16 protein-coding genes are annotated in these 23,097 nt (G+C 67.8%); 9 read left to right on the plus strand and 7 right to left on the minus strand.

Annotated features, from left to right (window positions below):
- Window positions 1-143 precede the first annotated feature (143 nt).
- From ACFQ9R_RS28495 to ACFQ9R_RS28515, 5 genes are all read right to left on the minus strand, one after another.
- Window positions 144-1,469, minus strand: coding sequence for a lipase family protein (locus tag ACFQ9R_RS28495; RefSeq protein WP_378994782.1), 1,326 nt, complete (start codon window positions 1,467-1,469; stop codon window positions 144-146).
- A 178-nt stretch (window positions 1,470-1,647) separates the two neighbouring features.
- Window positions 1,648-3,300, minus strand: a complete 1,653-nt coding sequence (locus ACFQ9R_RS28500) for an AMP-binding protein (RefSeq protein ID WP_378994784.1) — start codon at window positions 3,298-3,300, stop codon at window positions 1,648-1,650.
- Window positions 3,290-4,285, minus strand: a complete 996-nt coding sequence (locus ACFQ9R_RS28505) for an SDR family NAD(P)-dependent oxidoreductase (protein WP_378994786.1) — start codon at window positions 4,283-4,285, stop codon at window positions 3,290-3,292. Before ACFQ9R_RS28505 ends, ACFQ9R_RS28500 begins: the two co-directional genes overlap by 11 nt.
- Before the next feature lie 5 nt (window positions 4,286-4,290).
- Complete coding sequence (locus ACFQ9R_RS28510) at window positions 4,291-4,962, minus strand: TetR/AcrR family transcriptional regulator (protein WP_378994788.1); 672 nt, start codon at window positions 4,960-4,962, stop codon at window positions 4,291-4,293.
- A gap of 270 nt (window positions 4,963-5,232) precedes the next feature.
- Complete coding sequence (locus ACFQ9R_RS28515; protein ID WP_378994791.1) at window positions 5,233-6,249, minus strand: zinc-dependent alcohol dehydrogenase family protein; 1,017 nt, start codon at window positions 6,247-6,249, stop codon at window positions 5,233-5,235.
- A 423-nt stretch (window positions 6,250-6,672) separates the two neighbouring features.
- Between ACFQ9R_RS28515 and ACFQ9R_RS28520 the strand changes: the two genes are divergently transcribed.
- The 8 genes from ACFQ9R_RS28520 to car are packed head-to-tail and all read left to right on the plus strand — an operon-like array spanning window position 6,673 to window position 19,499.
- Complete coding sequence (locus ACFQ9R_RS28520) at window positions 6,673-7,644, plus strand: NAD-dependent epimerase/dehydratase family protein (protein ID WP_378994793.1); 972 nt, start codon at window positions 6,673-6,675, stop codon at window positions 7,642-7,644.
- Between the two features lie 30 nt (window positions 7,645-7,674).
- On the plus strand, window positions 7,675-8,472 hold the full coding sequence (locus tag ACFQ9R_RS28525; RefSeq protein ID WP_378994795.1) for a phytanoyl-CoA dioxygenase family protein: 798 nt from the start codon (window positions 7,675-7,677) through the stop codon (window positions 8,470-8,472).
- Between the two features lie 12 nt (window positions 8,473-8,484).
- Window positions 8,485-9,024, plus strand: coding sequence for a DUF6309 family protein (locus ACFQ9R_RS28530; protein WP_378994797.1), 540 nt, complete (start codon window positions 8,485-8,487; stop codon window positions 9,022-9,024).
- On the plus strand, window positions 9,021-13,163 hold the full coding sequence (locus ACFQ9R_RS28535) for an AMP-binding protein (protein ID WP_378994799.1): 4,143 nt from the start codon (window positions 9,021-9,023) through the stop codon (window positions 13,161-13,163). The genes ACFQ9R_RS28530 and ACFQ9R_RS28535 overlap by 4 nt, the downstream gene beginning before the upstream one ends.
- 26 nt (window positions 13,164-13,189) lie before the next feature.
- On the plus strand, window positions 13,190-14,488 hold the full coding sequence (locus ACFQ9R_RS28540) for an aspartate aminotransferase family protein (protein WP_378994801.1): 1,299 nt from the start codon (window positions 13,190-13,192) through the stop codon (window positions 14,486-14,488).
- Complete coding sequence (locus ACFQ9R_RS28545; protein ID WP_378994803.1) at window positions 14,472-15,308, plus strand: TauD/TfdA family dioxygenase; 837 nt, start codon at window positions 14,472-14,474, stop codon at window positions 15,306-15,308. Before ACFQ9R_RS28540 ends, ACFQ9R_RS28545 begins: the two co-directional genes overlap by 17 nt.
- Window positions 15,305-16,060 carry an SDR family oxidoreductase gene (locus ACFQ9R_RS28550; RefSeq protein WP_378994805.1) on the plus strand — a complete coding sequence of 252 codons (756 nt, stop codon included), beginning with the start codon at window positions 15,305-15,307 and terminating at the stop codon, window positions 16,058-16,060. The genes ACFQ9R_RS28545 and ACFQ9R_RS28550 overlap by 4 nt, the downstream gene beginning before the upstream one ends.
- A 4-nt stretch (window positions 16,061-16,064) precedes the next feature.
- Entirely contained in the window at window positions 16,065-19,499 is a 3,435-nt protein-coding gene (gene car / locus ACFQ9R_RS28555; protein ID WP_378994807.1) for a carboxylic acid reductase, read from the plus strand.
- Window position 19,500: 1 nt separating this feature from the next.
- On the opposite strand, the gene ACFQ9R_RS28560 is transcribed toward car, so the two are convergent.
- Both ACFQ9R_RS28560 and ACFQ9R_RS28565 read right to left on the minus strand, forming a co-directional pair.
- Window positions 19,501-20,172 carry a histidine phosphatase family protein gene (locus tag ACFQ9R_RS28560; RefSeq protein ID WP_378994809.1) on the minus strand — a complete coding sequence of 224 codons (672 nt, stop codon included), beginning with the start codon at window positions 20,170-20,172 and terminating at the stop codon, window positions 19,501-19,503.
- A gap of 44 nt (window positions 20,173-20,216) precedes the next feature.
- On the minus strand, window positions 20,217-21,095 hold the full coding sequence (locus ACFQ9R_RS28565) for a sulfurtransferase (protein ID WP_378994811.1): 879 nt from the start codon (window positions 21,093-21,095) through the stop codon (window positions 20,217-20,219).
- Between the two features lie 598 nt (window positions 21,096-21,693).
- Here ACFQ9R_RS28565 and ACFQ9R_RS28570 point away from each other — a divergent pair.
- Window positions 21,694-23,046: a LuxR C-terminal-related transcriptional regulator gene (locus ACFQ9R_RS28570; protein ID WP_378994813.1), complete on the plus strand. Its 1,353-nt coding sequence runs from the start codon at window positions 21,694-21,696 to the stop codon at window positions 23,044-23,046.
- The last annotated feature ends 51 nt before the right edge of the window (window positions 23,047-23,097 follow it).

Genomic DNA, 23,097 nt, shown 5'->3' on the forward strand with positions numbered 1-23,097 from the left:
TATATTTTTTAAACCCCCCCCCCCCCCCCCGCGGGGGTGTTCTCTTTCCCCCAACCCCCTTTTTTGGGCGGGCGCCCCCCCCCGGGCCCCGGGGGGGGCGGGTTATGCCTCCCCCCCCCCCACGGCAATATCGGTCGCCGAGGTCAGGGCAAGGCCGCGCAGTTGCTCGGTGCCGGGGTGCCGGCGAAGCGCTGGGCTAGCCAATCGTGGGCCGTGACAGTGGCGGGCAGGAACTCCAGCAGGTGGCCGATCGCAGTGCTCGGGAACAGTGGCGGGAGCCAGGCTGTCGGTTCGAACTGTACGGTCGCGCCCTGCGCGCACCAGTCCACGGCCAACTGGCGGACCTGCGGATAGGTCAGGACGTCATCGTTGGTGCCGCCGGCGATCAGGACAGGTGCGATGGGTGTGCGCCTGCCGATACGCTGCTCGTCGACCAGCGCGGTCAATTCCGTTGAGCTGTCGATGATCTCGGCGGGTGTGCGACCACCGGCGGTGTACCAGGTCACCGGTCGCAGCATCGTCCGGATCACCGCCTCGGCGATGCAGGTGGTGGCCAGCTCGGCCATCATCTGCTTGCCTGCGGGATTGGTCGCGGCGTCGACGATCGGCGCCATCTCGGGATCATTGGCGACGATCCCGTTGAGCACATAGCCCAGCAACCCCGATGCGAAGCCGCCGATCACGCCGGGCACGATCCCGTTGATCGCGGGGGCGCTGAGCATCACCGCTCGCAGGTCCGCGGGCGGCGCTCCGGTGTAGGTGCCGCGCACGTCGAGGTCTGGGGCGTAGTCGCCTTGGAGTTCGGCGGCTGCGGCCGCGGCACCACCGCCCTGGGAGTAGCCGAAAATCGCGCTGGGGCGGGTGATTCCGGTCAGCGATTCGGCTGCGCGGATCGAGTCGAGGACCGCGTGGGCTTCGGCGGCCCGGTTGACGTAGTCGTGGACCGCGGGGGTGCCGAGGCCGTGGTAGTCGGTCATCACGACCGCCATGCCGCGGGCGAGCAGCGAGTAGGCGGTGATCATCTCGTAGCTGACCCAGATATCGAGCGGGAAGCTGTAGTGGATGAGTTCGGCGAACCCCTTCGACGGTGCGCATTGGTCGCCTTGGCCCTGGGTGCCTGGCGCGACCGCGATGAGCGGTCGGGGACCAGGGCCGTTCCACGCGAGGGTGGGTTCGAGGTAGGTCCCGGTCACCGCCGCAGGGGTGCCGTGAGTGTCGGCGCTCAGATACATGATCCGGGTGGCGTTGGCGGGGACCTGCCCATCCTGGCCGGGAACCGCGAGGACGAGTGCGAACGGTTCGCTGCGCAAGATCTGGCCGGGTGCCCCCGGCGGCAGTGGCGCGGGCGGCAGATAGAAGTCGTTGCCCTGGGCGGACCCTGATGTGGAGCCGGAATCCGGTGTGGTGGCGGCGGGCCCGGCGCCCACGGTCAGCGCGGCGGCGACTACCAGCACTGCCACGCTGAGCATCGCCTGACCTCGGAATCTGCGGCCGCCAGGCGTGGATCGCATGTTCGTTTCGGTTGACATCGGCTCCCCTTTTGGAGACATTTCACTGATTCGGACCATGACTCGGCCGTGGCCGGGGCTGTTCGCGCCACGTCCACGACGTGGTGTGACGCCCCCGATCTCAGCGATGACGAAGGGGTCAGGATCCGGTCGGGACATGCAGTCGCGCCCGCAGTACTTTGCCGCTGGCGTTGCGGGGGATCTCGTCGACCACGATGAACCGCTTGGGCACCTTGTAGCGCTCGAGCCCGTCGCGGACGTGCTGTTTGAGCGCGTTGTCGCTGGGCGGGGAGACGTTCGGGCGGAGGACGATGAAGGCATTGAGGACCCGGCCGTATTCGGCATCCGCGACACCGATCACGACAGCGTCGGTGATGGCCGGGTGGGCGGCGAGCCAATCCTCGACCTCGCCGGGGAAGACGTTCTCCCCGCCGGAAACGATCATGTCGTCGGCACGGCCGTCGATGAACAACCTGCGCTGCTCGTCGAAGTGGCCCATGTCTCCGGTGCTGACATGCCCGTCGATCACTTCCTTGGCCGCAGCCGCCACGGTCGCGTCCGGGGTGTATCCGGTGTATTCCAGTCCGCTGCGGACGAAGATCTCACCGATTTCACCGGTCGCGGCTTCGGTCCGATCGGCACGCAGAATCCGCACCGAAACTCCCAGCGATGACCGCCCGATCGTATCGGGCGCGGCGACGAGGTCGGCCGGGGTGGCGATCGTGACCAGACCGGCCTCGGTTGAGCCGTAGCCGTTCACCACGATCGGGCCGAAAGCGTTGATCAGGTTTGAGATGGTGATCGGCGAAATCGGCGCCGCTCCGGTCACCATGACCCGCAACGCCGACCGTGCCGCTGTGTTCTCCTGCAGTCCGGGCACCGCCAGTAGTCGTTGCAACATCACGGGCACCGCCATCACCACGGTGACCCGGTAGCGGGCGATATCGTCGAGCGCGGTCACGGCATCGAATCGGCGCCGGCAGATCGCGGTGCCACCCAATGCCAGCGGCCCGAGCAGCGACAGCAATCCGAAACCGTGGAACATCGGCGGCGCCACCAACACTCGATCGGTCGAACGCAGTCGCAGAATCGCCATCGCGGTCACGGTCAGCAACACGATCGCGTGCGGTTTGATCGCGCGCGGCACGCCCTTGGCCAAGCCGGTAGTGCCGGAGGTGAGCAATGTCAGCTTCACCGCCCGGTGTACCCGTGGCGGTGCCGGGTGGCTCCGGGAAGCGAGGTCGTCCAGCGTCGGGAGGGCGGTAGGGCCGGAATCGGTGTCACGCCAGGCGATTACGCGCGCACCGGCGAAATTCGACTGCTCGACCGTCGTGTCGTATTCGTCGTCGTAGACCAGTATGTCCGGGTTGTGCCGGGCCAAGATCGCCTGCAACTGCGCGGCGGGAAGCTCGGTATTGACGAAGATCAGCTCCGCACCGAGTTGCGCGCCCGCGGCCAGCGCCTCGGCGAACCCACGATGATTGCGGCACAGGATGCCCACCGACTTCGGCGCGGTGGCGCTGGACGCGAACAGCGCCGCGGCGATCGCCTCGGCGCGCCGCTGCAGCTGCCGATAGGTCAACTGCCCCGAGTCGTCGATGATCGCGACCTTGTCCGGATGCCGAATCGCGGTGGCCGCCAACAACATCGCGGGGGTCGGCCCGTACCGGTAGAAACTGCGCGCCAAGGCTGCGGCTTTGCTCGGCCCGACCGGAGCCAGCATGCCCGAGGTGACCACCGCGGGCACCGCCGAACCCCACCGGCGCAGGCTATGAGTCAGTTCAGCGCGCATTCGAGCTCACCTGAGCCTGATCGTCACCGGCGGTGTCGGTGATGGTGAGCGTCGGCTCGACCCGAGGTTGCCTCAGCCGCGACAACGAGGCCTCGGTGTCACCGAGGTTGCGGAAGATCCGTTCCATCAGCACTTCCAGCGGCAGCCGGAACACCGCGGCGAACACCGCCGACGGGAACCCGTAGAGCGGCGTCATCGTGCGCGGCTTCTTCACCACGGCTTTGGCCAGCACTTTCGCCGCGTCCTGCGGAGTTTGGCCGGGGAGCACACGCATCCAGCGACTCGGCGCGCTCATCCTGGTGTGCAACAACCCGCCGTAGAAGGTGGTCAGGGTGACCCCGTCGGCGCGGGCTTCCATCCCGACCGCGCGCATCCACCAGTCGAAGGCCAGCTTCGACGACAGATAGAAACCCCACTTGGGAGCATTGGGGAACATGATCCCGACCGTCGAGACATTCACGATGTGCCCGCTGCCCCGCGCGCGCATGCCGGGCAGCAGCGCCAGCGTCAACCGCATCGGGCCGAGGTAGTTGGCACCGGAGGTGGCGGTGATGTCCTTGGGGCGGTCATAGGACAGGTGGACCGAACGGCGCAACGACTTGCCCGCGTTGTGGATCAGCACGTCGACCTCGCCCAGGTCGTACCGCACCGCTGCGGCGAACTCGGCGACCGACTGCTCGTCGGCGAGGTCGAGCCGATAGGGATAGGCGTCGCCACCGGCGGCATTGATCTCCTCGGCCACTTCGAGCAGCCGGTCCATCGACCGTGCGGCGATGACCACCCTGGCTCCGGCGGCGGCGAACCAGCGGGCGGTTGCCTCGCCGACACCGAACGACGCCCCGGTGATCACGACCACCTTGCCCTCGACCTCACGGCGCAAAGCGGCTCGGCTACGTAATCCGCGGGGACCGATGGCCCACGCGATGGCCCGGGCGAACCGAGTCTCGGCGATCCGCGAGGGACCGGCGGGCAGAACTTCAGACATCAGTGTTACTCCGTTGTTTTCGACACGGTGGACAGCGAGCCGAGGAAGGCCAGTGCTTGGGGGTCCGACAGCGCGGCATCGATGGCCCGCTGAGTCAGTTCGATGTTCGGATCTGTGCGCAGCGCGGCGAGGATCGTGCCGAACATGTTGCCCACGACCAGGTCTTTGAGCTGATCGCGGGTGATGTCGCGGGTGCGCGTCCAATGCAGCACCAGCCCTTCGATATACGCCACGAACCCGCTGATCGCGGCCCGCAGCACCGGGGACGAGTCCGAATCGGTCACCTCCACGACCAAGGCGTCGGTCAGCTGGATGCGGTGACGGTCGCGAATCTGGCGCACCTCCGCGTCGGCGACATCGGCGAACAATGCCTCGAACGCTCTCGGCTGCTGCTCGGCTTCATCGAGCAACCGGTCGATTCCACGGGTCAGTCGGTCCAACGCGGGTCCGCGCAGGGCCAGCAGATCACCCCAGAACTCCTCGGCGGCCTGCTCGAGAACGGCCAGGTAGAAGCCGCGCTTGCCACCGAAGTGATAGCTGATAGAACCGGCGGCGACCCCGATCGAACGCGCCAGGTCGACGATGGAGACCTCTTCGTAGCGATCACCGCTGAACGCGGCCTTACCCGCCGCCAGTAGCACTGCCCGCGACGCCTCGCCACGTCGATTGCCGACCATCACACCTCCAAGTTTTTGAATCAAATTCAGTAACTGGAGCGTAGGGGTCCGGCGTCGACGGAGTCAAGAAGTTTCTGAATCAGATTCAATATCTGCCGCGAAAATGGGTCCGGCCGGGTGCTGTACTTCGTCGGTGCCGTCATCGCGCACCTTCGCGTCCGCGATTGCGCGCTGGGACCTGTTTCGGTGTTCCTCGCGCTGACGGGGCGAGGTCGGCAGCCGCGTTGGCCGACCGGCTCGGCCGATAGCCCTCGCGAACGCCATCGAAATTCACGGTAGTAGTAGGGCTTTGACGGCTCGGCGTTCGTTCATCGCGCGGTAGCCCTCGGCGATCCGGTCCAGGGGGAGCACGAGGTCGAAGACTCGGCCGGGGTCGATGCGGTCGGTGCGGACGCGGTCGATGAGATCGGGAAGGAACCGGCGCACGGGGGCCGCACCGCCGCGCACACCCACCGCGGACGCGAGGATCTCGGCACTGTCGAGTTCGACAGCATGGGGGATACCGACGACGCCCAGATTCCCGCCCGCGCGGGTCGAGCGCAGAGCCTGGGTCACCGACTCGCCGGTGCCGACGCATTCCATCACCGAGTCCGCGCCGATGCCGCCGGTGAGCTCCAGCATTACCGCGACGCCCTCCGTGCCGCGTTCGGTGACGATATCGGTGGCGCCGAACGCCAGTGCGAGCTTTTGTCGTGCGGGATGCCTGCTCATCGCGATGATCCGTTCGGCGCCCAGTTCCCGTGCGGCGAGCACGGCGCACAGCCCGACCGCGCCGTCGCCGACCACAGCTGCGGTCGCCCCTGGGTGTACTTCGGCGGCGATGGCGGCGTACCAGCCGGTGCCCATCACATCGGAGAGGGCGAGCAGGCTGGGGAGGTGACGGCGATCGGGGGTCTCGTCGAGCGCGACGAGGGTGCCCGCGGCATTCGGGATACGGATGTATTCGGCCTGGCAGGTGCTCAGGAATGCGCGGTGCACGCAGCGGGATTGGTAGCCGTGGCGGCAGTTCGGGCAGGTGTTGTCGGAGGTGGCGAACGAGCCGACGACGAATTGGCCGGGCCGGAGCGTGCGCACCTCGGCACCGACCTCTTCGATGACACCGATGTACTCGTGTCCCATCGGTTGCGGTTCGTGGACGGCCTCGATGCCGCGGTAGACCCACAGGTCCGTCCCGCACACGCAGGTCGCGACGGTGCGGATGATCGCATCGGTCGGTGCCTCGATCCGGGGGTCGGGCAGCTGTTCGACGCGGATGTCGCCGGGGGCGTGGATGACGGTGCCGCGCATGAGATCGCTCCTGCCGTTGATCGACCGATTACCCACCTGCAGTGCGTAATGCGATTGTTTCGATCCAAACACAGTGTGGCGCAGAGCAAGACGGGAACGAGAGCTGAGTCGCTTATGTCCCGTTCGGGGCGCCCGCGCCAGGTGATCCCCTGATTCCGCAGCGCATCTGCCGGCCGGGCACCTCGCCGCCGGCACCTCCTCGGCTGTGTCCGATACTCGACCCGGTGTCACATCACGACTCGCACTGCGAACGCAATATTGAAACCTGTTGAGTTGCAACCTCATTGGATAACAGCGTGTTACGGTGACTGAACCGTCGGGTTCGGCAGATGTTCCGAAATATCGTGTAGGACAACATCGTTCACAACTCGAGCCATCCACTCGTGATGGTTCTCGACCACTTCTTCTCAGGGGGCCTGAGTGATGCGTGCGTTGGTGACCGGAGGTGCCGGATTTGTCGGTTCGCATGTGACGGATGCGCTCGTGGCACGCGGCGCCGAAGTGCTCGTGGTGGACGACCTCAGCCACGGCAATGTTCGAAATCTCGAGTCGGCGTTGCACCGCGGCGCGGACTTGGTCAGTGCGGACGTCCGATCGGCGGATACCGTCCGTGAGATCATGCAGCGGTTTCATCCGGATGTGGTGTTCCATCTCGCCGCGCAGGTCAGCGTCCATTATTCGATCGCGGATCCGGTGACAGACGCCGAGCAGAACGTGGTCGGTGTGGTCAGTGTGCTGGCCGCCGCAGTGGCCGCCGGGGTGCGGCGCGTGGTGTTGAGTTCGACCGGCGGTGCGATCTACGGCGAGTCCGCGCACTACCCGACACCCGAGGCGACCGCGCCCGATCCACCGTCGGCCTATGGGTTGGCGAAATGGGCGGGCGAACGATACGGGCGCTGGTTCGCCGACACCACGAATATCGATGTCGTGGCCCTGCGATACAGCAATGTCTACGGTCCGCGGCAATCACTCGACGGTGATGCCGGTGTCGTGCTGCGTTTCTGCGCGGCCGCGCTGGATCGTCGTCCGCCGATCATCTACGGCGACGGAATGCAGACCCGGGATTTCGTCTACGTCGACGACGTGGTCGAAGCCAATATCGCTGCCGCGCAATGTGGTCAGCACAGTTTCGGTGAATACAACGTGGGCACCGGGGTCGAGATCACCGTCAACGGACTGGTCGATGCGATTCGCACCGCCGCCGGCCTGCAACCGACCGCGTGGCTGCCGCATTATGCCGCCGCTCGCGACGGTGAAGTGCGCCGCAGCTGCCTCGATGTCGCCCGTGCCCGCGCCGAGCGAATCCTCGAGGCGACCACCGCCCTGCCGAATGGCATCGAACGCACCCTGAATTGGCTGCGGGACGCGCAAGCGTCTCTGGTTCCCACCGTGTAATCGCTTGTTGTCGAAGGGAGGGGCGGGCTGATGCGGCCTGTTCTCGATGATGATCACACCGGAATTCTCGCGGCGAGACAATTCGCCGAATCGGGCTATCTGATCGTGCCGGGACTGATTCCGGGCGAACTGCGCGCACGGCTGTTGCCGGAAGTGGACCGCTGGGTGGACCAGGGATTACGTGCGCGGTCCATCGACAGTTGCCGCGATCCCGCGGCCTACGGAATACCGCCGGTGATGGAGCTGGAATTGCCCGCGCACGGGGAAATCCTGACGTATCGGCCGCTGATGGCGATCCTGTCCCAGCTGCTCGGACCCGATTTCGTCTACCACCATCTGCACAGTGACCGCCATGACGCGACGATCGCGGCGAAATCGTGGCACCACGACTACGAACCCAACGATCTGGCCGATTCCACCCTGGCGATGGTGCACACGCTGCATTACCTCACCGGACTCGATGACACCATGGCCGCGCTGGTGATTCTGCCGGGGTCGCATCATCAGTCGCGCGAAAAGTCGGCGATGGCGCATGTCGGCACCGACCATCTCGATGGTGAAGTAGTGATCGATTCGCTACCACCGGGTTCGACGGTGCTCTTGCATTCGGCGTTACTGCACGCGCGACGACTGTCGACGACGACGTCGGACCGGCATCGCTACTTCGTCGACGCGTCCTATTGCCAGACCGGCGCGGCGCGCTGGCGGCCGGTGAAACCGTATTGGCGTCATATGTTGGCACGTGCGCGTGAGCTGGGCCTCGGCACCGGGCTTTCGCCGGAGTTGTTCGCCGACAAGCATTTCCGAGACGATATCGCACAAGGATAGGGGCGCCCGATCATGAGAATCGTCGGAGACAGCGATCTCGCCGAGGTATTGGCGATCTACCGGGATGAGCATTGCGCGCACGGGGCGGAAGAGGGTGTGCGGTTTCGCGAAGGAGAGGACAATCTTCGCCGGGGTGACGAATTGTCGGGCACCTGGACCCGGGTGCTGTTGTCGCGGGCTGATCTGGCCGCGGTGACCCTGCCCTGGCATCTCAGCGAGGGCGGCGACCGGGAACTGGTGCCGCGCACCGGGCTGACGGTCGAACAGGTGGCCGCGCGACTGCGCACCGAACGGGCCGATCTGGCTGCCGCCAACCCGGTGTGCACGGGGCTGATCACCGCCCTGACCGAAGCGCCGTTCACCACCGTGTTTCTCAGCGCCGCTCCGGCCGGGCACAGCGACTATGCCGATCTGCGGGCCGAGGAAGGACTGTTCCACCTCGACGGGCTGCACCGCATGATCGCGTGGGAACTCGCGGGCAGGCTTCCCGCGGGGGATCTGATCGACGGTGTCGTGGCCGGTGAGCTGCGCGGCGAAGGTGTGCGGCGATGAACGCGGACACGCTGATCGAGCTGTTGCGGCGTAACGCGCGCGAACACCCACAGCGACCCGCACTGGCCGATGCCGACCGCGTGTTCACCTATCGCGAGGTCGAGCGAATAGCCGAGGTGACCGCGGATCGACTGTGTGCGTCGGGGGTCGGCCGGGGCGATCGTGTCGCTGTTCTCGGCGAACGAGACGCCCGGCAATGCGCGCTGATGTTCGGGGTGTGGTGCCGCGGCGCGGTCGCGGTTCCGGTCGAATCCTCGTGGAGTGCAGGTCAATTGCGTCGCCGACTCGGCGCTGTCGGGGCACGCTGTGCGGTGTCGGCGACGGTCACCGACTACGGATCGGTCGTCATCGATCCGGTCGAGGCGATCGAGAGCGACGGACGGGGCGGTGCGTGCCACGTCGATGCCGGTGACCTCGCCTATCTCTCGTTCACGTCCGGGTCCTCGGGCGAGCCGAAGGCGGTCGCGGTCACGCACGGCAACGCGACTCACTATGCGCGGGCACTGTGCGAACGGCTGGGTTTCGATGCGGGCAACGCGCCGTGCGTCGGACATGTCACGACATTGGCGGCCGATCTCGGCCACACGGCGTGGTTGCTCGCACTGGCCAGCGCTGGTTCGGTGCACGTCGTCGCCGATCGCGACACCCGCGACCCAGCGGCCTTCTGGCCCGCGGTGCGCCGGGCGGGTATCTCGGTACTGAAGACGACGCCGTCTCACCTGGGCGCACTCGAACAGGACGCGGACTGTGAGCCTTTGGATGCGGTGCTGCTCGGCGGCGAACCGCTCTCCCGCGCCTTCGCCGCGAGCTTGCTCACCCGCGGTATCGCGCACCGGGTGGTCAATCACTACGGTCCCACCGAGACGACCGTCGGCGCGACGTGCTTCGTTGCGACCACGGCGGCCGAACTGCCAGAGGAGGAGGTCGTTCCCATCGGAACGGCCATCGGCGCGACAACGACGCTGCGCTTGCTCGACGACCGGGGCGAGCCGGTCCCCGACGGATCGGAGGGTGAGCTGTACATCGGCGGAAGGGGGGTCACCGCAGGCTATTTCGGGTCACCGGGCGACACCGCGAGAAAGTTCGTACCGCGCGACGACGACCGGGTCTACCGCACCGGCGACATCTGTCGGCGGCGCGCGGACGGAGCACTCGTGTTCGTGCGCCGCGTCGACCGTCAGGTGAAAGTTCGGGGGTTCCGGGTCGATCCCGCCGAGGTCGAACGAGCCGCCGAGTGCGTGCCCGGCGTCGAGCGGGCGGCCGTGGTCGTCCAGTCGACGGCCGTGGGCCCTCGGCTCCGTGCGGCTGTTCGGCTGACGCCGCGCACCGACGATGCCGCGACACTGGCGGCACTGCGTGCCTATTTGCACGAGGTGCTGCCGGGTTACGCGGTGCCGCAGCCGATCTTCGTGCTGCCGGAACTGCCGCTGGGGTCCACGGGCAAGCTGGATCGCCCCCGCGTCGGCGTGATGGTGACCGCACTGCTCGACTCCCGTGCGGGCGGTGCCGCCGGCTCGACTCGTCGAGGCGACGATCCGGCGGGCGGCCTCGCGCACAGCATCGCCGCATTGTGGGCAGGTGCGCTGGGAGTGCAGTCGGTCGATCCCGAGGCCGACATCATCGACCTCGGTGGCGATTCGATTCTGGCCATGCGCACGATCGCCTACCTCTACCGGCGTGGTCAGCGTGTGACTTTCGACGACTTCTACCAGCATGCGACTCCGCGGCGGCTGGCGGCGGTCGCACGACCGATCGACGCCGGCGCGTCGAAGGCCGGCAGGGGACAGCAGCCCGGTCGCCGGCTCGGGCCTGCCCAGCGGTGGATGTTCGCACAGCCGGTCGGTGATCACCGGCAGTGGAATCAGTCGGTGGTGCTGCGCTGCGGTCACGCTGTAGACGCCGGTGTCCTGTCGCGCGCAGTGACCGATCTTGCCGAGCGACATGCTGTGCTGCGTACCGAGATCGGGCCCACCGGACCGGGCGCCTGTCGCGACGTCGACGAGGTGGCGACGGTCTCGTTCTCCCGGCTGCCGCGATCGGCCGCGGGGATCGCGGAGTTCGTCGAGGGTACCTGCACCGACTTGCACCTCGGCCTGGATCCGGCGGCGGGGCGGCTCCTGCGCGTGCACCTGTTCGACGGCGGTGACGACCACGACGATCGCCTCGCCATCGTGGTCCACCACCTGGCCGTCGACGGGTTCTCCTGGCACATCCTGCTCGACGATCTCGCCTACGCGTATCGAACGGCATTGCACGGCAAGCAGTTCGACCTGCCAGGTACCGGTGACTACTACCGTTGGGCGGCCGATCGTGGCGGCTCCGTGGCCGCGGTGGTGCGGCGCCCGGCTCGCACGATCGGGCCGGCGCCACGACCGGCGAGCCTGGTGTGGACGTTGGACCGGACCGCGACGGCCGCGCTCGTTCGCGAGTACGGCGGTGCGCAAGGGCTCGAAGCCCTGCTGCTGTCGGCATTCGCCGCGGCGGTGCAGCGCGGTGAGGAACAGTCGCTCGCGGTCGAGGTGGAGACCCACGGCCGTGACGCCGGTGACGGCGGCGGTGAGTACCTCGATACGGTCGGCTGGTTCACCGCCGCCAAATGGATACTGCTGGAACGACGTTCGCCGTCGGAGCCCACCCACTCCGCCGCGGAGATCGAGCGCCTCCTCGCGGGCACGCCCGAGCAGCCGATGGACACCGTGGGTGCGCGCCCCGACATCGGGTTCAATTTTCTCGGCACGTTCGAATTGCCGGACAAGCAGACCCTGGATTGGTCGGTCGCGCCGGAACAGGCGGGTACCGCGCGCAATCCCCACTGCGACCTGCTCTACCGGCTCAAGCTCACCGCTCGCATAGTCGAGGGCCGCCTCGTCACCGACCTGGTACACCCGGGGTCCCCGGACTCCGACGACCGGGCGCGCCAGATCATGACCCGTTTCGCCGGTGCCGTCGCCGAGTACGCGGGCACGGTCGCGGCCCCCGCCACGACATCGGCACTGTCGACGTCGGGGCAGGTTCTGCTCGCGGGCGCGCGCGCACCGCGGGCCGGGGTGCGGGTGGTCGAGGAGGCGCCCCGGGTGCTGGTCACCGGCGCGACCGGCTACCTGGGCGGGCATCTGCTCTCGGCGCTGCTCGCACGCAACGCGCAGGTGACGTGTCTGGTGCGCGGGGAGCGCGACATCGAGGCCCGGCAGCGGCTGCGCCACGTGCGGGGTATCCGGGTGCTCGCCGGTGACATCACCCGGACCGACCTCGGGATGTCGGTCGACGCGACCCGCGCGGCGGCCCGGGCACAGGTGATCATCCACGCCGCGGCCGACACCCGACTGGTCGCCGCACCCGCCGAACTCGAACGAACCAACCACGCCGCGGTGTCCGGACTCCTTGCCTGGATCGACGCGCACGCACCCGACGCCCGGTTCCACCACCTGTCGACCCTCGGCGTCGCCGGCGGTGTCGAAGGCACCGCGCGACGATTCAGCGAAGCCGACCTGCGGATCGGCCAGTACTTCCGAACGCCCTACGAACGGGCCAAATTCGGGGCCGAACTGACCGTGCGACGGTGGGCAGCCCAGGGGCGGCAGTGCTATATCCATCGCAGCGGGCACATCGCGGCCGACAGCCGGACCGGGGCGTTCCAACGCAATATCGGGGACAACCGCGTCTACCAGATGATCCGCGGCTACCTGCTCGCCGGTGCCGCGCCACGTCGGCCCGCGGTGAGTTTCGGGTTCTCCTATGTCGACACCGTCGCCGCGGCGATCGCCACACTGGCAGGCCGACCCGCCTGCGCGCCCGGGGTCTATCACGTCGAAACCCCGCATCTGGTGGCCCACGACGAGCTCGTGGCCTGGAGCGCCGCGGCCGGCTACCCGGTCGTGCTCACCGACGACACCGCGTTCACGGCCGCACTCGCCCGGGTCGAGCGGTCGCATTCGGCCGCGGTGCGGCAGGCCATGGCGTGGTCGCACCACGACGCGGACCGCAATGTGCGGATCGATAGTTCCTGGACCGTCGCCGCGCTCAACCGGCTCGGCATCCATTTCGCCGCGCCCACCCCGCGATGGTGGTCGACCGCGCTGGCGTGGGGGGCCGAGGCCGGGTACTTCCCGGCCGTCGCGACCGCCGACCGCACCGCCTGACCCACATCCCATCGATAGGAGGTCGAATGTCCGAGCTTTCCCCGGTTCTCGCCCAGGCCACTCCCGTCACCGCATGCCGCGGTGCGGGCATGTATCTGTTCGACGCGGCAGGCGAGCAGTATCTCGATTTCACCGCCGGTGTCGGGGTGACCAGCACCGGCCACTGCCATCCCCGCGTCGTGGAGGCCGCGCAACAGCAGGTCGCTCGCTTGATCCACGGCCAGTACACGACGGTCCTGCACGAGCCGCTGCTCGAACTGACCGCGCAGCTCGGCTCGGTGCTGCCGCCCGGTCTGGATTCGCTGTTCTACAGCAACTCCGGCAGTGAGGCGATCGAGGCCGCGGTACGCCTGGCCCGGCACGCCACGGGCAGACCCAACATCGTCGTCTTCGACGGGTCCTTCCACGGCCGCACGATGGGGGCGGCCGCCCTGACCACCGCCTCGACCCGATATCGGGCCGGTATCGGGCCGCTGATGCCCGGTGTGGCGGTGGCACCGTTCCCGGCGGCGTTCCGGCTCGGCCTGAGCGAGGAGGCCGCCGTCGACCACGCGCTGCACGGTCTCGATCATGTTCTGGCCACCGTGACCGCGCCCGCCGAGACCGCCGCGTTGCTCGTCGAACCCGTGCTCGGCGAGGGGGGTTATGTGCCCGCACCGCCGGGATTCCTCGCCGGACTGCGTGAACGGGCCGATCGCCACGGCATGCTGCTGATCCTCGACGAGGTGCAGACCGGGTTCGGCCGCACCGGGAAATTCTGGGCGCATCAGCACGAACCGGATGCGCGCGCCGACATCCTGGTCACCGCCAAGGGTTTGGCGAGCGGGTTCCCGCTCTCGGCCATCGCCGCGTCCACCGAGCTGATGCGCCGGGCCTGGCCGTCCTCGCAGGGCGGAACCTATGGCGGCAATGCCGTGGCCTGCGCGGCCGCCCTGGCGACCTTGGCGGTGATCCGGGACGAGCAGCTGGTCGAGAACGCCGCGGTCCAGGGTGAACGACTGCTCGCCGCGATTCGCGCCGACGCGCTGGCCGTCCCCGGTATCGCGGACGTCCGCGGGCTCGGCCTGATGATCGGCATCGAGTTCTGCACGCCCGAGGGCACACCGGATCCCGACACCGCCAAACGCGCGCAGCAGGCCGCCGCGGCGCTGGGACTGTTGCTGCTGACCTGTGGACCCTACGGAAATGTCGTCCGGATGATCCCGGCGCTGGTGGTGACGGCCGACCAGATCGACACCGCGGTCGCGCTGTGGTCGAAGGCCGTCGGCCTCGCGACCGGTGACGGCGCAGAAAGGAACGGGACCAACCATGTCGAAATCCGTTGAGATAAGCTGGGACGCAGCCGAGATCGCTCGCGACCCCGCGGTGTGGTCGCTGCGACTGCCCGGCGACGACCGCGACACCCTCGCCGCGACCGACGACGACGCGGGCAAGGTGCGGACCGCCGTGCACGCCTTCGTCGACGGCGCTGTCGAACGGGTGGGGTTCGCCCACGTCGCCGACTTCGTCGATCCCGCCGCCTCGGAAGACGACATCACCCGCACGCTGCTGTTCGTGCTCGACGGGATCGGCGTGGTCGTTCCGCAGAACGGCGCGGGGGACCTGCGCCAGGTCCTGCGAGATCGCGAGGGAGACGGCGCCACCGCACTCGGATTCCATTGCGACACCTGCGATCTGCTGGTCCTGGTGTGTCTGCAACCGGCGGCGGACGGGCAGGGATTCACTCGGCTCGCCGGCGCCCGCCGGGTCAACGACATCCTGGAAGCCGAAGACCGCGAGACCCTTTCGCTGCTGCGTGGTGACTGGACCTACGACCGCACCGGCCGTGCCGGACCGCAGATCGTGGTGTCGCCCATCCTGTTCACCCAGCCCGACGGCACCATCGGCTGCTACTACCAGACCCGAACCGTGCGTGCCTCGCTGAATGCGGACGACCCCGCCGACGCACCCCGGCTCGCCGCGCTCGACGTACTCGACGAGGTGCTGCACCGCCCCGGCGTCGGCTTCGATCTGATGCTGGCCGCGGGCGATCTGCTGATCATCCGCAACAGCCGGGCACTGCACGGTCGATCGCCCTACATCGACCAACCGGGACCGAAAGCGCGCCGCGTGCTGCGGCTGTGGGTGGACAAGGAGAACCGATGAGCACCGAAGATCGCATCGCCCTGGTCACCGGTGGGGGTAGTGGGCTGGGCCGCGCGGCGGCCCTCGCGCTGCTCGAGCAGGGCTGGTCGGTGGCGCTGACCGGCCGTCGCGAAACGCTGCTGAAGGAGACCGCCGACCTCGCGAACGTCCCCGCGAGCCGAGTCCTGGTGGCACCCGCCGACATCACCGATCCCACCGCGGTCGCCGACCTGTTCACCGGAGTGCAGCGGTATTTCGGCCGCCTGGATCTGCTGTTCAACAACGCCGGGGCGGCGGTACCGCGCTGTCCCATCGAGGACATCCGAGTCGAGGACTGGAATCGCGCACTCGACACTCTCGTCACCGGGGCGTTCCTGTGCGCGCAGCAGGCCTTCCGCGTGATGCGTGCCCAGTCGCCCGGTGGTGGCCGGATCATCAATATGGGCGCGCCGTCCGCGCACGCGCCCAGACCCAATGCCATCGCCTACACGACGGCCAAACACGCGCTGCTCGGCTTGACCCGGGCGCTGTCACTGGATGGGCGTGCGCACGGAATCGCCTGCGGGCAAATAGATGTCGGCAATGTGACGCCGCCCGACGGCAGTGGGCAACCCGCGGCGCGGCAGGCCGACGGCACACTGGCGGTCGAACAGACCATCCCGGCCGAGCGGTTCACCGAGGCGCTGGTGCTGATGGCCTCGATGCCGCTGGACACGAATATCCAATTTCTCGGCGTCTTCCCGACGACGATGCCGTTCGTGGGCAGGGGCTGAGACCATGGGCAGTGCGGGCATTCCGCTGGAACGCCGGATCGAGATCCTGTGCGAGGGCGACGCGCAGGCCAGGGCCGCGCTGCGCGACCCAGAACTCTCGGCGAAGCTTCGACAACCCGCACTGCCGTTGGCTCATCTCGCCGAGACGGTGATGACCGGCTACGGTGATCGGCCCGCCGTCGGGCAGCGGGTCACCGAACTCGTTGTCGACAGTGAGACAGGCTGTCGAACAACACGATTGCGGCCGGAGTTCCACACCGTCACCTATCGTGAGCTGTGGGATCGCGTCGGTGCGGTCGCGGCGTCCTGGTGGGGCTTCGGGTTGCGACCCGGTGACTTCGTGGCGATCCTCGGGGTCACCGGTGGCGACTACGCGACGCTCGATCTCGCGTGCGTGCATCTGGGCGCGGTGGCAGTTCCGCTGCAGGCCAACGCATCCGGTGGCGAACTGACAACGATCCTGACCGAGACCGCGCCGCGCGTCCTCGCGGTAGGAGTGGAGTTCCTCGACCGGGCAGTGGGAAGTATTCCGGCACAGCGGTTTCCACGGGCTCTGATCATCTTCGATGTGAACCTCGGAGACGACGAGCACGCCCGCATTCTCGCCGACGCTCGACGCCGACTGCCCCTTGTCGCCGTGCGCACGCTCGACGAGATCGTCAGCGACGGCCGTGCCGAGCCGCCGGCCCCGTTGTTCGCCGATCACGCCGACTCGATGAGCCTGCTCATCTACACCTCGGGCAGCACCGGAACGCCCAAAGGCGCGATCTACACCCAGCGGCTGGTCACCAGGATGTGGCTCAACGCCAGTCCGGTGCCCGCCCTCACCCTGGCGTATATGCCGATGAGCCATGTGGCGGCCCGGCTTTCGCTCTACGGCACGTTCGGTCGTGGCGGCACCACCTATTTCACGGGGCGTCCCGATCGTTCGACTCTGCTCGACGACCTCGCGCTGGTGCGGCCCACGGAGATCGCTTTCGCGCCGAGGGTCTGTGAGCTGCTGCTGCACCGGTTCCGGGACGACGTGGACCGGCGCCGAGCAGCGGGCGCGGACCCGGACCTCGCGCGCGAGGCCGCCCTCGACACCCTGCGCCGCGAGGTGCTCGGCGGGCGCGCGGTGTACGCCATCTTCGGTAGCGCCCCGATGGCCGCCGACGCGAAACTGTTCGCCGAGGCACTGCTCGGCTTCGCACTGCACGACGGATACGGCGCCACCGAAGCACTCGACATCCTGCTCGACCATCGCATCCAGCGTCCGCCGGTGACCGACTACAAGCTGCTCGACGTGCCCGAGCTGGGCTACTTCACCACCGACCGGCCACATCCGCGCGGTGAACTGCTGGTGCGCGCATCCACCGCGATCCCGGGTTACTACCGCCGGCCCGAGCTGTCCGCGGCGATCTTCGACGCCGAGGGCTACTACCGCACCGGCGATGTCATGACCGAGATCGCACCCGACCACCTCGTCTATCTCGACCGGCGCAACAACGTGCTCAAGCTGTCCAACGGCGAGTTCGTGACGGTAGCCCGGCTGGAGGCCGTCTATGGGACCAGCCCGCTGATCCGGCAAATCTTCGTCTACGGCTCCAGCGAGCGCGCCTACCTGCTCGCGGTGATCGTGCCGACCGACGAAGCACTGGCCGCAGGGTCACTGGACTCGGCGCTCACGGCGGCTTTGCACGAGGTGGCGTCGGAGACGGGGCTGGCCGCGCACGAGATCCCGCGCGACTTCCTGGTCGAAACAGCACCTTTCACCGCCGACAACGGTCTGCTGTCCGGCCTGGGTAAGCTGCTTCGCCCGAAGGTGCGGGAGCGCTACGAGGCGAGGTTGGAGGGGATCTATCGTGATCACGCCGACGACCGGGCGGCCGAACTGCGAGAACTGCGGGCGCGCGCGGCCGAGCTTCCGTTGCTCGATGTCGTCGTGCGGGCTGCCAGGGCGGTCGTCGGCGGTGCCGAGAAGGATCTGCCCGTCGGCGCGAGTTTCACCGATCTGGGCGGTGATTCGCTGGCTGTCGTGACGTATTCGAGCCTGCTGAGCGAACTGCTCGACGTGGAGTTGCCCGCCGGGCTGCTCACCGGTCCGGGCACGGACTTCGCCGCGATCGCGGAATACGTTCGGCGACAACGACAGCCGGAGTTCGCGCGCCCGAGCTTCGCTGCCGTCCACGGGGACGACACTGTCCAGGTGCGTGCCGAGGACTTGACGCTGGAGGCGTTCCTCGACCCCGCGACGGTCGCGCGGGCGCACGCGCTACCTTCGGTCGCCGAGGTCGCCGGCACCGTCCTGCTGACCGGTGCGACCGGCTATATCGGGCGCTTCCTGTGTCTGGAATGGCTGCGCCGGTTGGCCGATATCGGTGGCACGCTGATCTGTCTGGTGCGTGGTGCGGACCCGGCGGCGGCGCGATGCAGGCTCGACGACGTCTTCGACAGCGACGTCGATCTGCGTGCGGAGTTCCGGGCGCTGGCGGCCCGGCATCTCGAGATCGTTGTCGGCGATATCGCGCAACCCGCTCTCGGCGTGGGCCGTTCGGAGTGGGAGCGGCTGGCTGCGCGGGTCGACCATGTCGTGCACGCAGCAGCGCACGTCAATCATGTTCTCCCGTACCGGCATCTGTTCGACGCGAATGTGGTGGGGACCGCCGAGATCATCCGGCTGGCGTCGACCACCCGCGTCAAGTCGGTCGACTTCCTGTCCACGATCGCGGTCGCCGACTCCTCGGCGCTCGACGAGGACGCTGACATCCGGGTCGCCGCACCCGGTCGCCGCATCGACGACAGCTACGCCAACGGCTACGAGGCAGGAAAGTGGGCGGGGGAGATACTGCTGCGCACAGCCCATGACCGCTGCGGACTCCCGGTGACGGTGTTCCGCTCGAACATGGCCCTGGCACACCGCCGCTACACCGGTCAGCTCAATGTCGCGGATACCTTCACCCGGCTGCTGGTGAGCCTGGGCGCCACCGGGGTCGCGCCGCGGTCGTTCGTCTGCGGCGGGCCTGTCCACGATCACTACGACGGGCTTCCGGTCGACTTCACCGCGGCGGCGATCACGGCGCTCGGGGGTGATCCCCGACCGGATCACCGGGTCTTCCATGTCGCCAATCCCCACGACGACGGCGTTTCGCTGGACCGGCTGGTGGACTGGCTGATCGAGGCAGGTCTGCCCGTGCGGCGGATCGACAGCTACCCGGAGTGGCTCGGCCGGTTCGAAGCGGCACTGACCCGTTTGCCCGAACCGCTCCGCAGTCGCTCGGTGCTCCCGCTGCTGCCGGCCTATCGGCAACCTGCCGAGCCACGAACAGCACTGCCCACCAAGCAGTTTCAGGAAGCACTGCGCGCCGTCGGCCTGGCCGTCCCGCATCTCGATCGCGCTCTCATCGGCAAGTATCTCGCCGACTTCCGGGCGCTGAACCTGCTGGGGGACAGCGTCTGAGCTACGTAGCGATGTCGCCGAACGGTGGGACGTGGTGTCCCCACCGCGTACATCCCCAGCCGAGGAACTGCGCTGCCGGACCGTAGCGCGGCGTCAGCTCGATCGTCTGGGTGAAGTCGAGGCGTGTGCTCGCGGCGAACGCCGTGGGCACACCGCCGATCGCGCCGGCCGCCAGCCGCATCGCCATACCGTGACTGACCAGCACCACATCAGTGCCCGCACCCGGCGTCAGGTACCGAGTGCGCAGATCCTCGAGCACCGGCAGGAACCGGTCGAGCACATCGTTGCCCGCTTCGCCGCCGGGAACCGCCAGGTCGAGTTCCCCACTGTGCCACCGTTGATAGGTCTGGTGGAATGCCTGGTGCGCGACGTCGGTGTCGACTCCCTCGAAGTTGCCGGCCTGCACCTCGTACACACCGTCCAGCACAATCACCGGACCTCCGATGACCGACTCGATCTGCTCGGCGGTCTGGCGGGCCCGCAGCGCGGCCGAGCAGAACAGTCGCGGCGAACCGGCGACGGCAGCTCCGAATCGTGCGGCCTGTGCGGTGCCGCGTTCGGTGAGAGATGGTCCGGGAACACGAGTTTCGAGCCGCTTGCCGACATTGCCGTGCGACTCGCCATGGCGCACCATGACCAGCTTTCCCGTCGAATTCTGTCCGCCGTGGTCCATGCCTCCATGTTCCGGCACACGGGGTGCCGACCGGAGCTGTTGGGTCAACCAGGCTGCTCGCCGACGACCAGAGGTAGCGTGGGGTCGGCGGTCCATGCGGTCAGGGATCCGTCGTAGACAGCGACATCGTCGCGCCCGACCAGTGCCAACGCGTGGGCGACCCCGGTTGCCGCGACGCCTCCGCCGCAGTAGGTCACGGGTGTGATCGCTGGATCGAGCAGACCCGCGGCAGCGAACAAGGCCCGCAGTTCCTCGAGGGGGCGTAGTGCGCCGGTCTCCGGGTCGCGGATCTGGTCTATCGGCAGGTTGATGCTTCCAGGGATGTGGCCGGGTCGGGCGAAAACGTCTGTCTCGCCACGATAGGTCGCGGCGTCCAGGACGCCCACGAGCAGGAACTTGTCATCGGCTGTCGCCGCCTCCACCTCGTCGGTGGATCGGATGAGGCCAGGGCGGCGGCGGGCGGTGAAGGTGGCCGGTGTGGGTGTCACCGGGGAGTTCGAAACCTCGGCGCCCGCCGCCCGCCATGCGGGAAGGCCGCCGTCGAGGACCGCGACGTCGTCGAAACCCTCCAAACGCAAGTGCCACCAGAAGCGAGTGGCCCAGATTCCGTCGTGCTGGTCGTAGACGACGACGCGTACCCCGTCGCCGATGCCGATCGCGCCTGCGGCCGCGGCGAAGCGCTCCGATTCCGGTGCGGTGCACGGTTGATCGGATGCCGGATCGGCGAAGTCGGTGAGTAGGTCGGCGAACACCGCGCCCGGGACATGGGCTGCCGCGTACGCGGTGCGCCCCGACTCCAGGGTGAATGTCGCGTCGTCGAGCACAGTGAAGTCGGTGCTCGCGTCCACGACCAGCAGGTCGGGCTCGCCCCGATGGTCACGGAGCCAGGAGACGGACACCGTGTGATGGACGGTCTGCCCCATGTGGACCTCCGATTGCGCTGGTGGGCACTGGATTCCGAATCTAGCGAGCACCGCCGGGCTCGCACCAGACCACCGATCTGCGTGAGTGAAACCCGTGTCCTCTCGGGCCATCGAGTTGAACTCATGGATACAGTTGCCTGGTCTTTCGAGATGACATAGATGAACTATCCCGTTACCGTTGAACATCGGGACTGTTCGACGAGACGAGGAGGCTACTCTCGCCCGGCTCCAGTCGCGCCGGGCCGTGGGAGTGCCCCGGTTCGAGGTCTGCGCCAAGGCCTCTCGGTGGCATCCATCCCATTGCGCGTACGATTACCATCACATTCGGTGTCATGGCAATGCTCGATCTTGTTCGGGTAATAGCGTGTGCGAGTCGATAATTCACGATGTGATCTGCAAGAGATAAGATCATCGTATTCATATGTTGAACATCACTCCGAATTGCGCTGTGTCGCTGGTACTTTGACAACCGGGGGGATTTTCGCGGCCTTCGACGGCATGGTCGTGGAAGCTCGGCTCGCTGCACCAGGGAGACTTCATGACCGATCATCCTGTGTCCCGTTCGGAAGGCCTGTCGGCCCCGAGCGTAATGAATGTTATGTCGGAACGTCAGAAGGTGTTGTCGATCAAAACACCCCGAAACTCGGGGTGCGTCGAGCCGGTGCGATGTGGTCACGCGGAATCGACGTGGTGTGAACGCCGAGACTCCCGGCTCACCGACAAGGTCGACTATCTGTCCGGCGTCGGTCGCGCCGAGGCCCGCCTCCGTTTCGGCGATGCCGAGACCCTGTGCGGCGGCGTGCAGAACATGCTTTTCGTGCACTGCGGAGTTCTGGACCGGGAGACCATCGTCCGGCGGTCGGAAGTCGTGCTCGATGCCGAATCCGACGAGCCCGATCCGGGATGTCTGTGGCTGGCTCTGCTGGCCCTGGTCTACGCGGACCGATGTGCCGAGGCCGCGGCGTACTGCACCCGGCTGCTGTCCGACGGACGCGGCGAGATCTCGTTCCGCCTCTTCGAAGCGCTGACGCTCATTCGCGCCAGGATCGACGCGCAGTCCGGTCGCCCCGCCGCGGCGATCGCGGCGATGGAACCGCTGCTGCGCCGTGGTGTGTCACCCGCGCTGCGCGGCATGGTGCTGGCTTGGCTCGTCGAGGCGCTGGTTCAGGTCGGCGATCTGAGCAGTGCCCGGTGTCTGTTCGAGGACCGGATGAGCGCGGTGGACGCGATGCCCGACCACGCGCACGTGCTCGCCGCCCGAGGTGCGCTGCATCGCGCTGAAGGCGACCTCGAGCGCAGCCTGGCGGACTACCTGGCCTGCGGAAAGGTGTTGACCGCACTGAATGTGGCCAATCCGGCGATCGTTCCGTGGCGTTCCCGCGCCGCGCTGGTGGCGGCCGCGCTCGGCCGCTGCGATCTCGCGGCGGCACTGGCCGACGACGAGCTGGCCGCAGCCCGGCGCTGGGGTTCACCGGGGGCGGTGGGACGGGCCCTGCACGCGGTCGGCATGGCGCGGCGCGACAGTCGGTCGGTGGGCGCGCTCGAACGTGCCGTAGAGCTGCTCGAACTCGCTGAAGCACGCTACGAGCTGATGGGCGCACTGTGTGATCTGGGGCAGTTGCACGCGGTCGAGGGTGATGTGGAGCGATCGCGGTGGGCTGTCACGGCGGCCACCGAGCTCGCGGCGGCTGCCGGTAGCGGCCCCGTACTGCAGCGCGCGGGCTCGGTCCTCGGCGCCTTGGACACACAGCATCGAGAGACCGGCTTGACCAGACAGGAGCGCAAGATCGCCGGCCTCGCGGTGCGGGGGCTCAGCAACAAGGAAATCGCCGAGCAGTTGTTCCTGACGGTGCGCACCGTCGAGTTCCACCTGTCCAATGTGTACCGGAAACTCGGTATCGCGGGTCGGCGTCAACTGGCCGGGGTAATGAATGCGCGGGAGTGCGCGTGAGGTAGTTTCCGGTAGTCGAATTACTCGGACGGCAGTCGTGTTCCACACGAC

Origin of the sequence: Nocardia sp. NPDC056541 (assembly GCF_042794235.1) — a bacterium.
In the GTDB taxonomy this organism is placed as follows: domain Bacteria; phylum Actinomycetota; class Actinomycetes; order Mycobacteriales; family Mycobacteriaceae; genus Nocardia.

Coding starts and splice junctions, on each gene's coding strand:
- ACFQ9R_RS28530 (WP_378994797.1), top strand. CDS start 8,485: ATGAGAATCGTCGGAGACAGCGATCTCGCCGAGGTATTGGCGATCTAC.
- ACFQ9R_RS28515 (WP_378994791.1), bottom strand. CDS start 6,249: ATGCGCGGCACCGTCATCCACGCCCCCGGCGACATCCGCGTCGAACAG.
- ACFQ9R_RS28500 (WP_378994784.1), bottom strand. CDS start 3,300: ATGCGCGCTGAACTGACTCATAGCCTGCGCCGGTGGGGTTCGGCGGTG.
- ACFQ9R_RS28535 (WP_378994799.1), top strand. CDS start 9,021: ATGAACGCGGACACGCTGATCGAGCTGTTGCGGCGTAACGCGCGCGAA.
- ACFQ9R_RS28570 (WP_378994813.1), top strand. CDS start 21,694: ATGTCGGAACGTCAGAAGGTGTTGTCGATCAAAACACCCCGAAACTCG.
- ACFQ9R_RS28565 (WP_378994811.1), bottom strand. CDS start 21,095: ATGGGGCAGACCGTCCATCACACGGTGTCCGTCTCCTGGCTCCGTGAC.
- ACFQ9R_RS28545 (WP_378994803.1), top strand. CDS start 14,472: ATGTCGAAATCCGTTGAGATAAGCTGGGACGCAGCCGAGATCGCTCGC.
- ACFQ9R_RS28495 (WP_378994782.1), bottom strand. CDS start 1,469: ATGCTCAGCGTGGCAGTGCTGGTAGTCGCCGCCGCGCTGACCGTGGGC.
- ACFQ9R_RS28510 (WP_378994788.1), bottom strand. CDS start 4,962: ATGGTCGGCAATCGACGTGGCGAGGCGTCGCGGGCAGTGCTACTGGCG.
- ACFQ9R_RS28505 (WP_378994786.1), bottom strand. CDS start 4,285: ATGTCTGAAGTTCTGCCCGCCGGTCCCTCGCGGATCGCCGAGACTCGG.
- ACFQ9R_RS28560 (WP_378994809.1), bottom strand. CDS start 20,172: ATGGACCACGGCGGACAGAATTCGACGGGAAAGCTGGTCATGGTGCGC.
- ACFQ9R_RS28525 (WP_378994795.1), top strand. CDS start 7,675: ATGCGGCCTGTTCTCGATGATGATCACACCGGAATTCTCGCGGCGAGA.
- ACFQ9R_RS28520 (WP_378994793.1), top strand. CDS start 6,673: ATGCGTGCGTTGGTGACCGGAGGTGCCGGATTTGTCGGTTCGCATGTG.
- ACFQ9R_RS28550 (WP_378994805.1), top strand. CDS start 15,305: ATGAGCACCGAAGATCGCATCGCCCTGGTCACCGGTGGGGGTAGTGGG.
- car (WP_378994807.1), top strand. CDS start 16,065: ATGGGCAGTGCGGGCATTCCGCTGGAACGCCGGATCGAGATCCTGTGC.
- ACFQ9R_RS28540 (WP_378994801.1), top strand. CDS start 13,190: ATGTCCGAGCTTTCCCCGGTTCTCGCCCAGGCCACTCCCGTCACCGCA.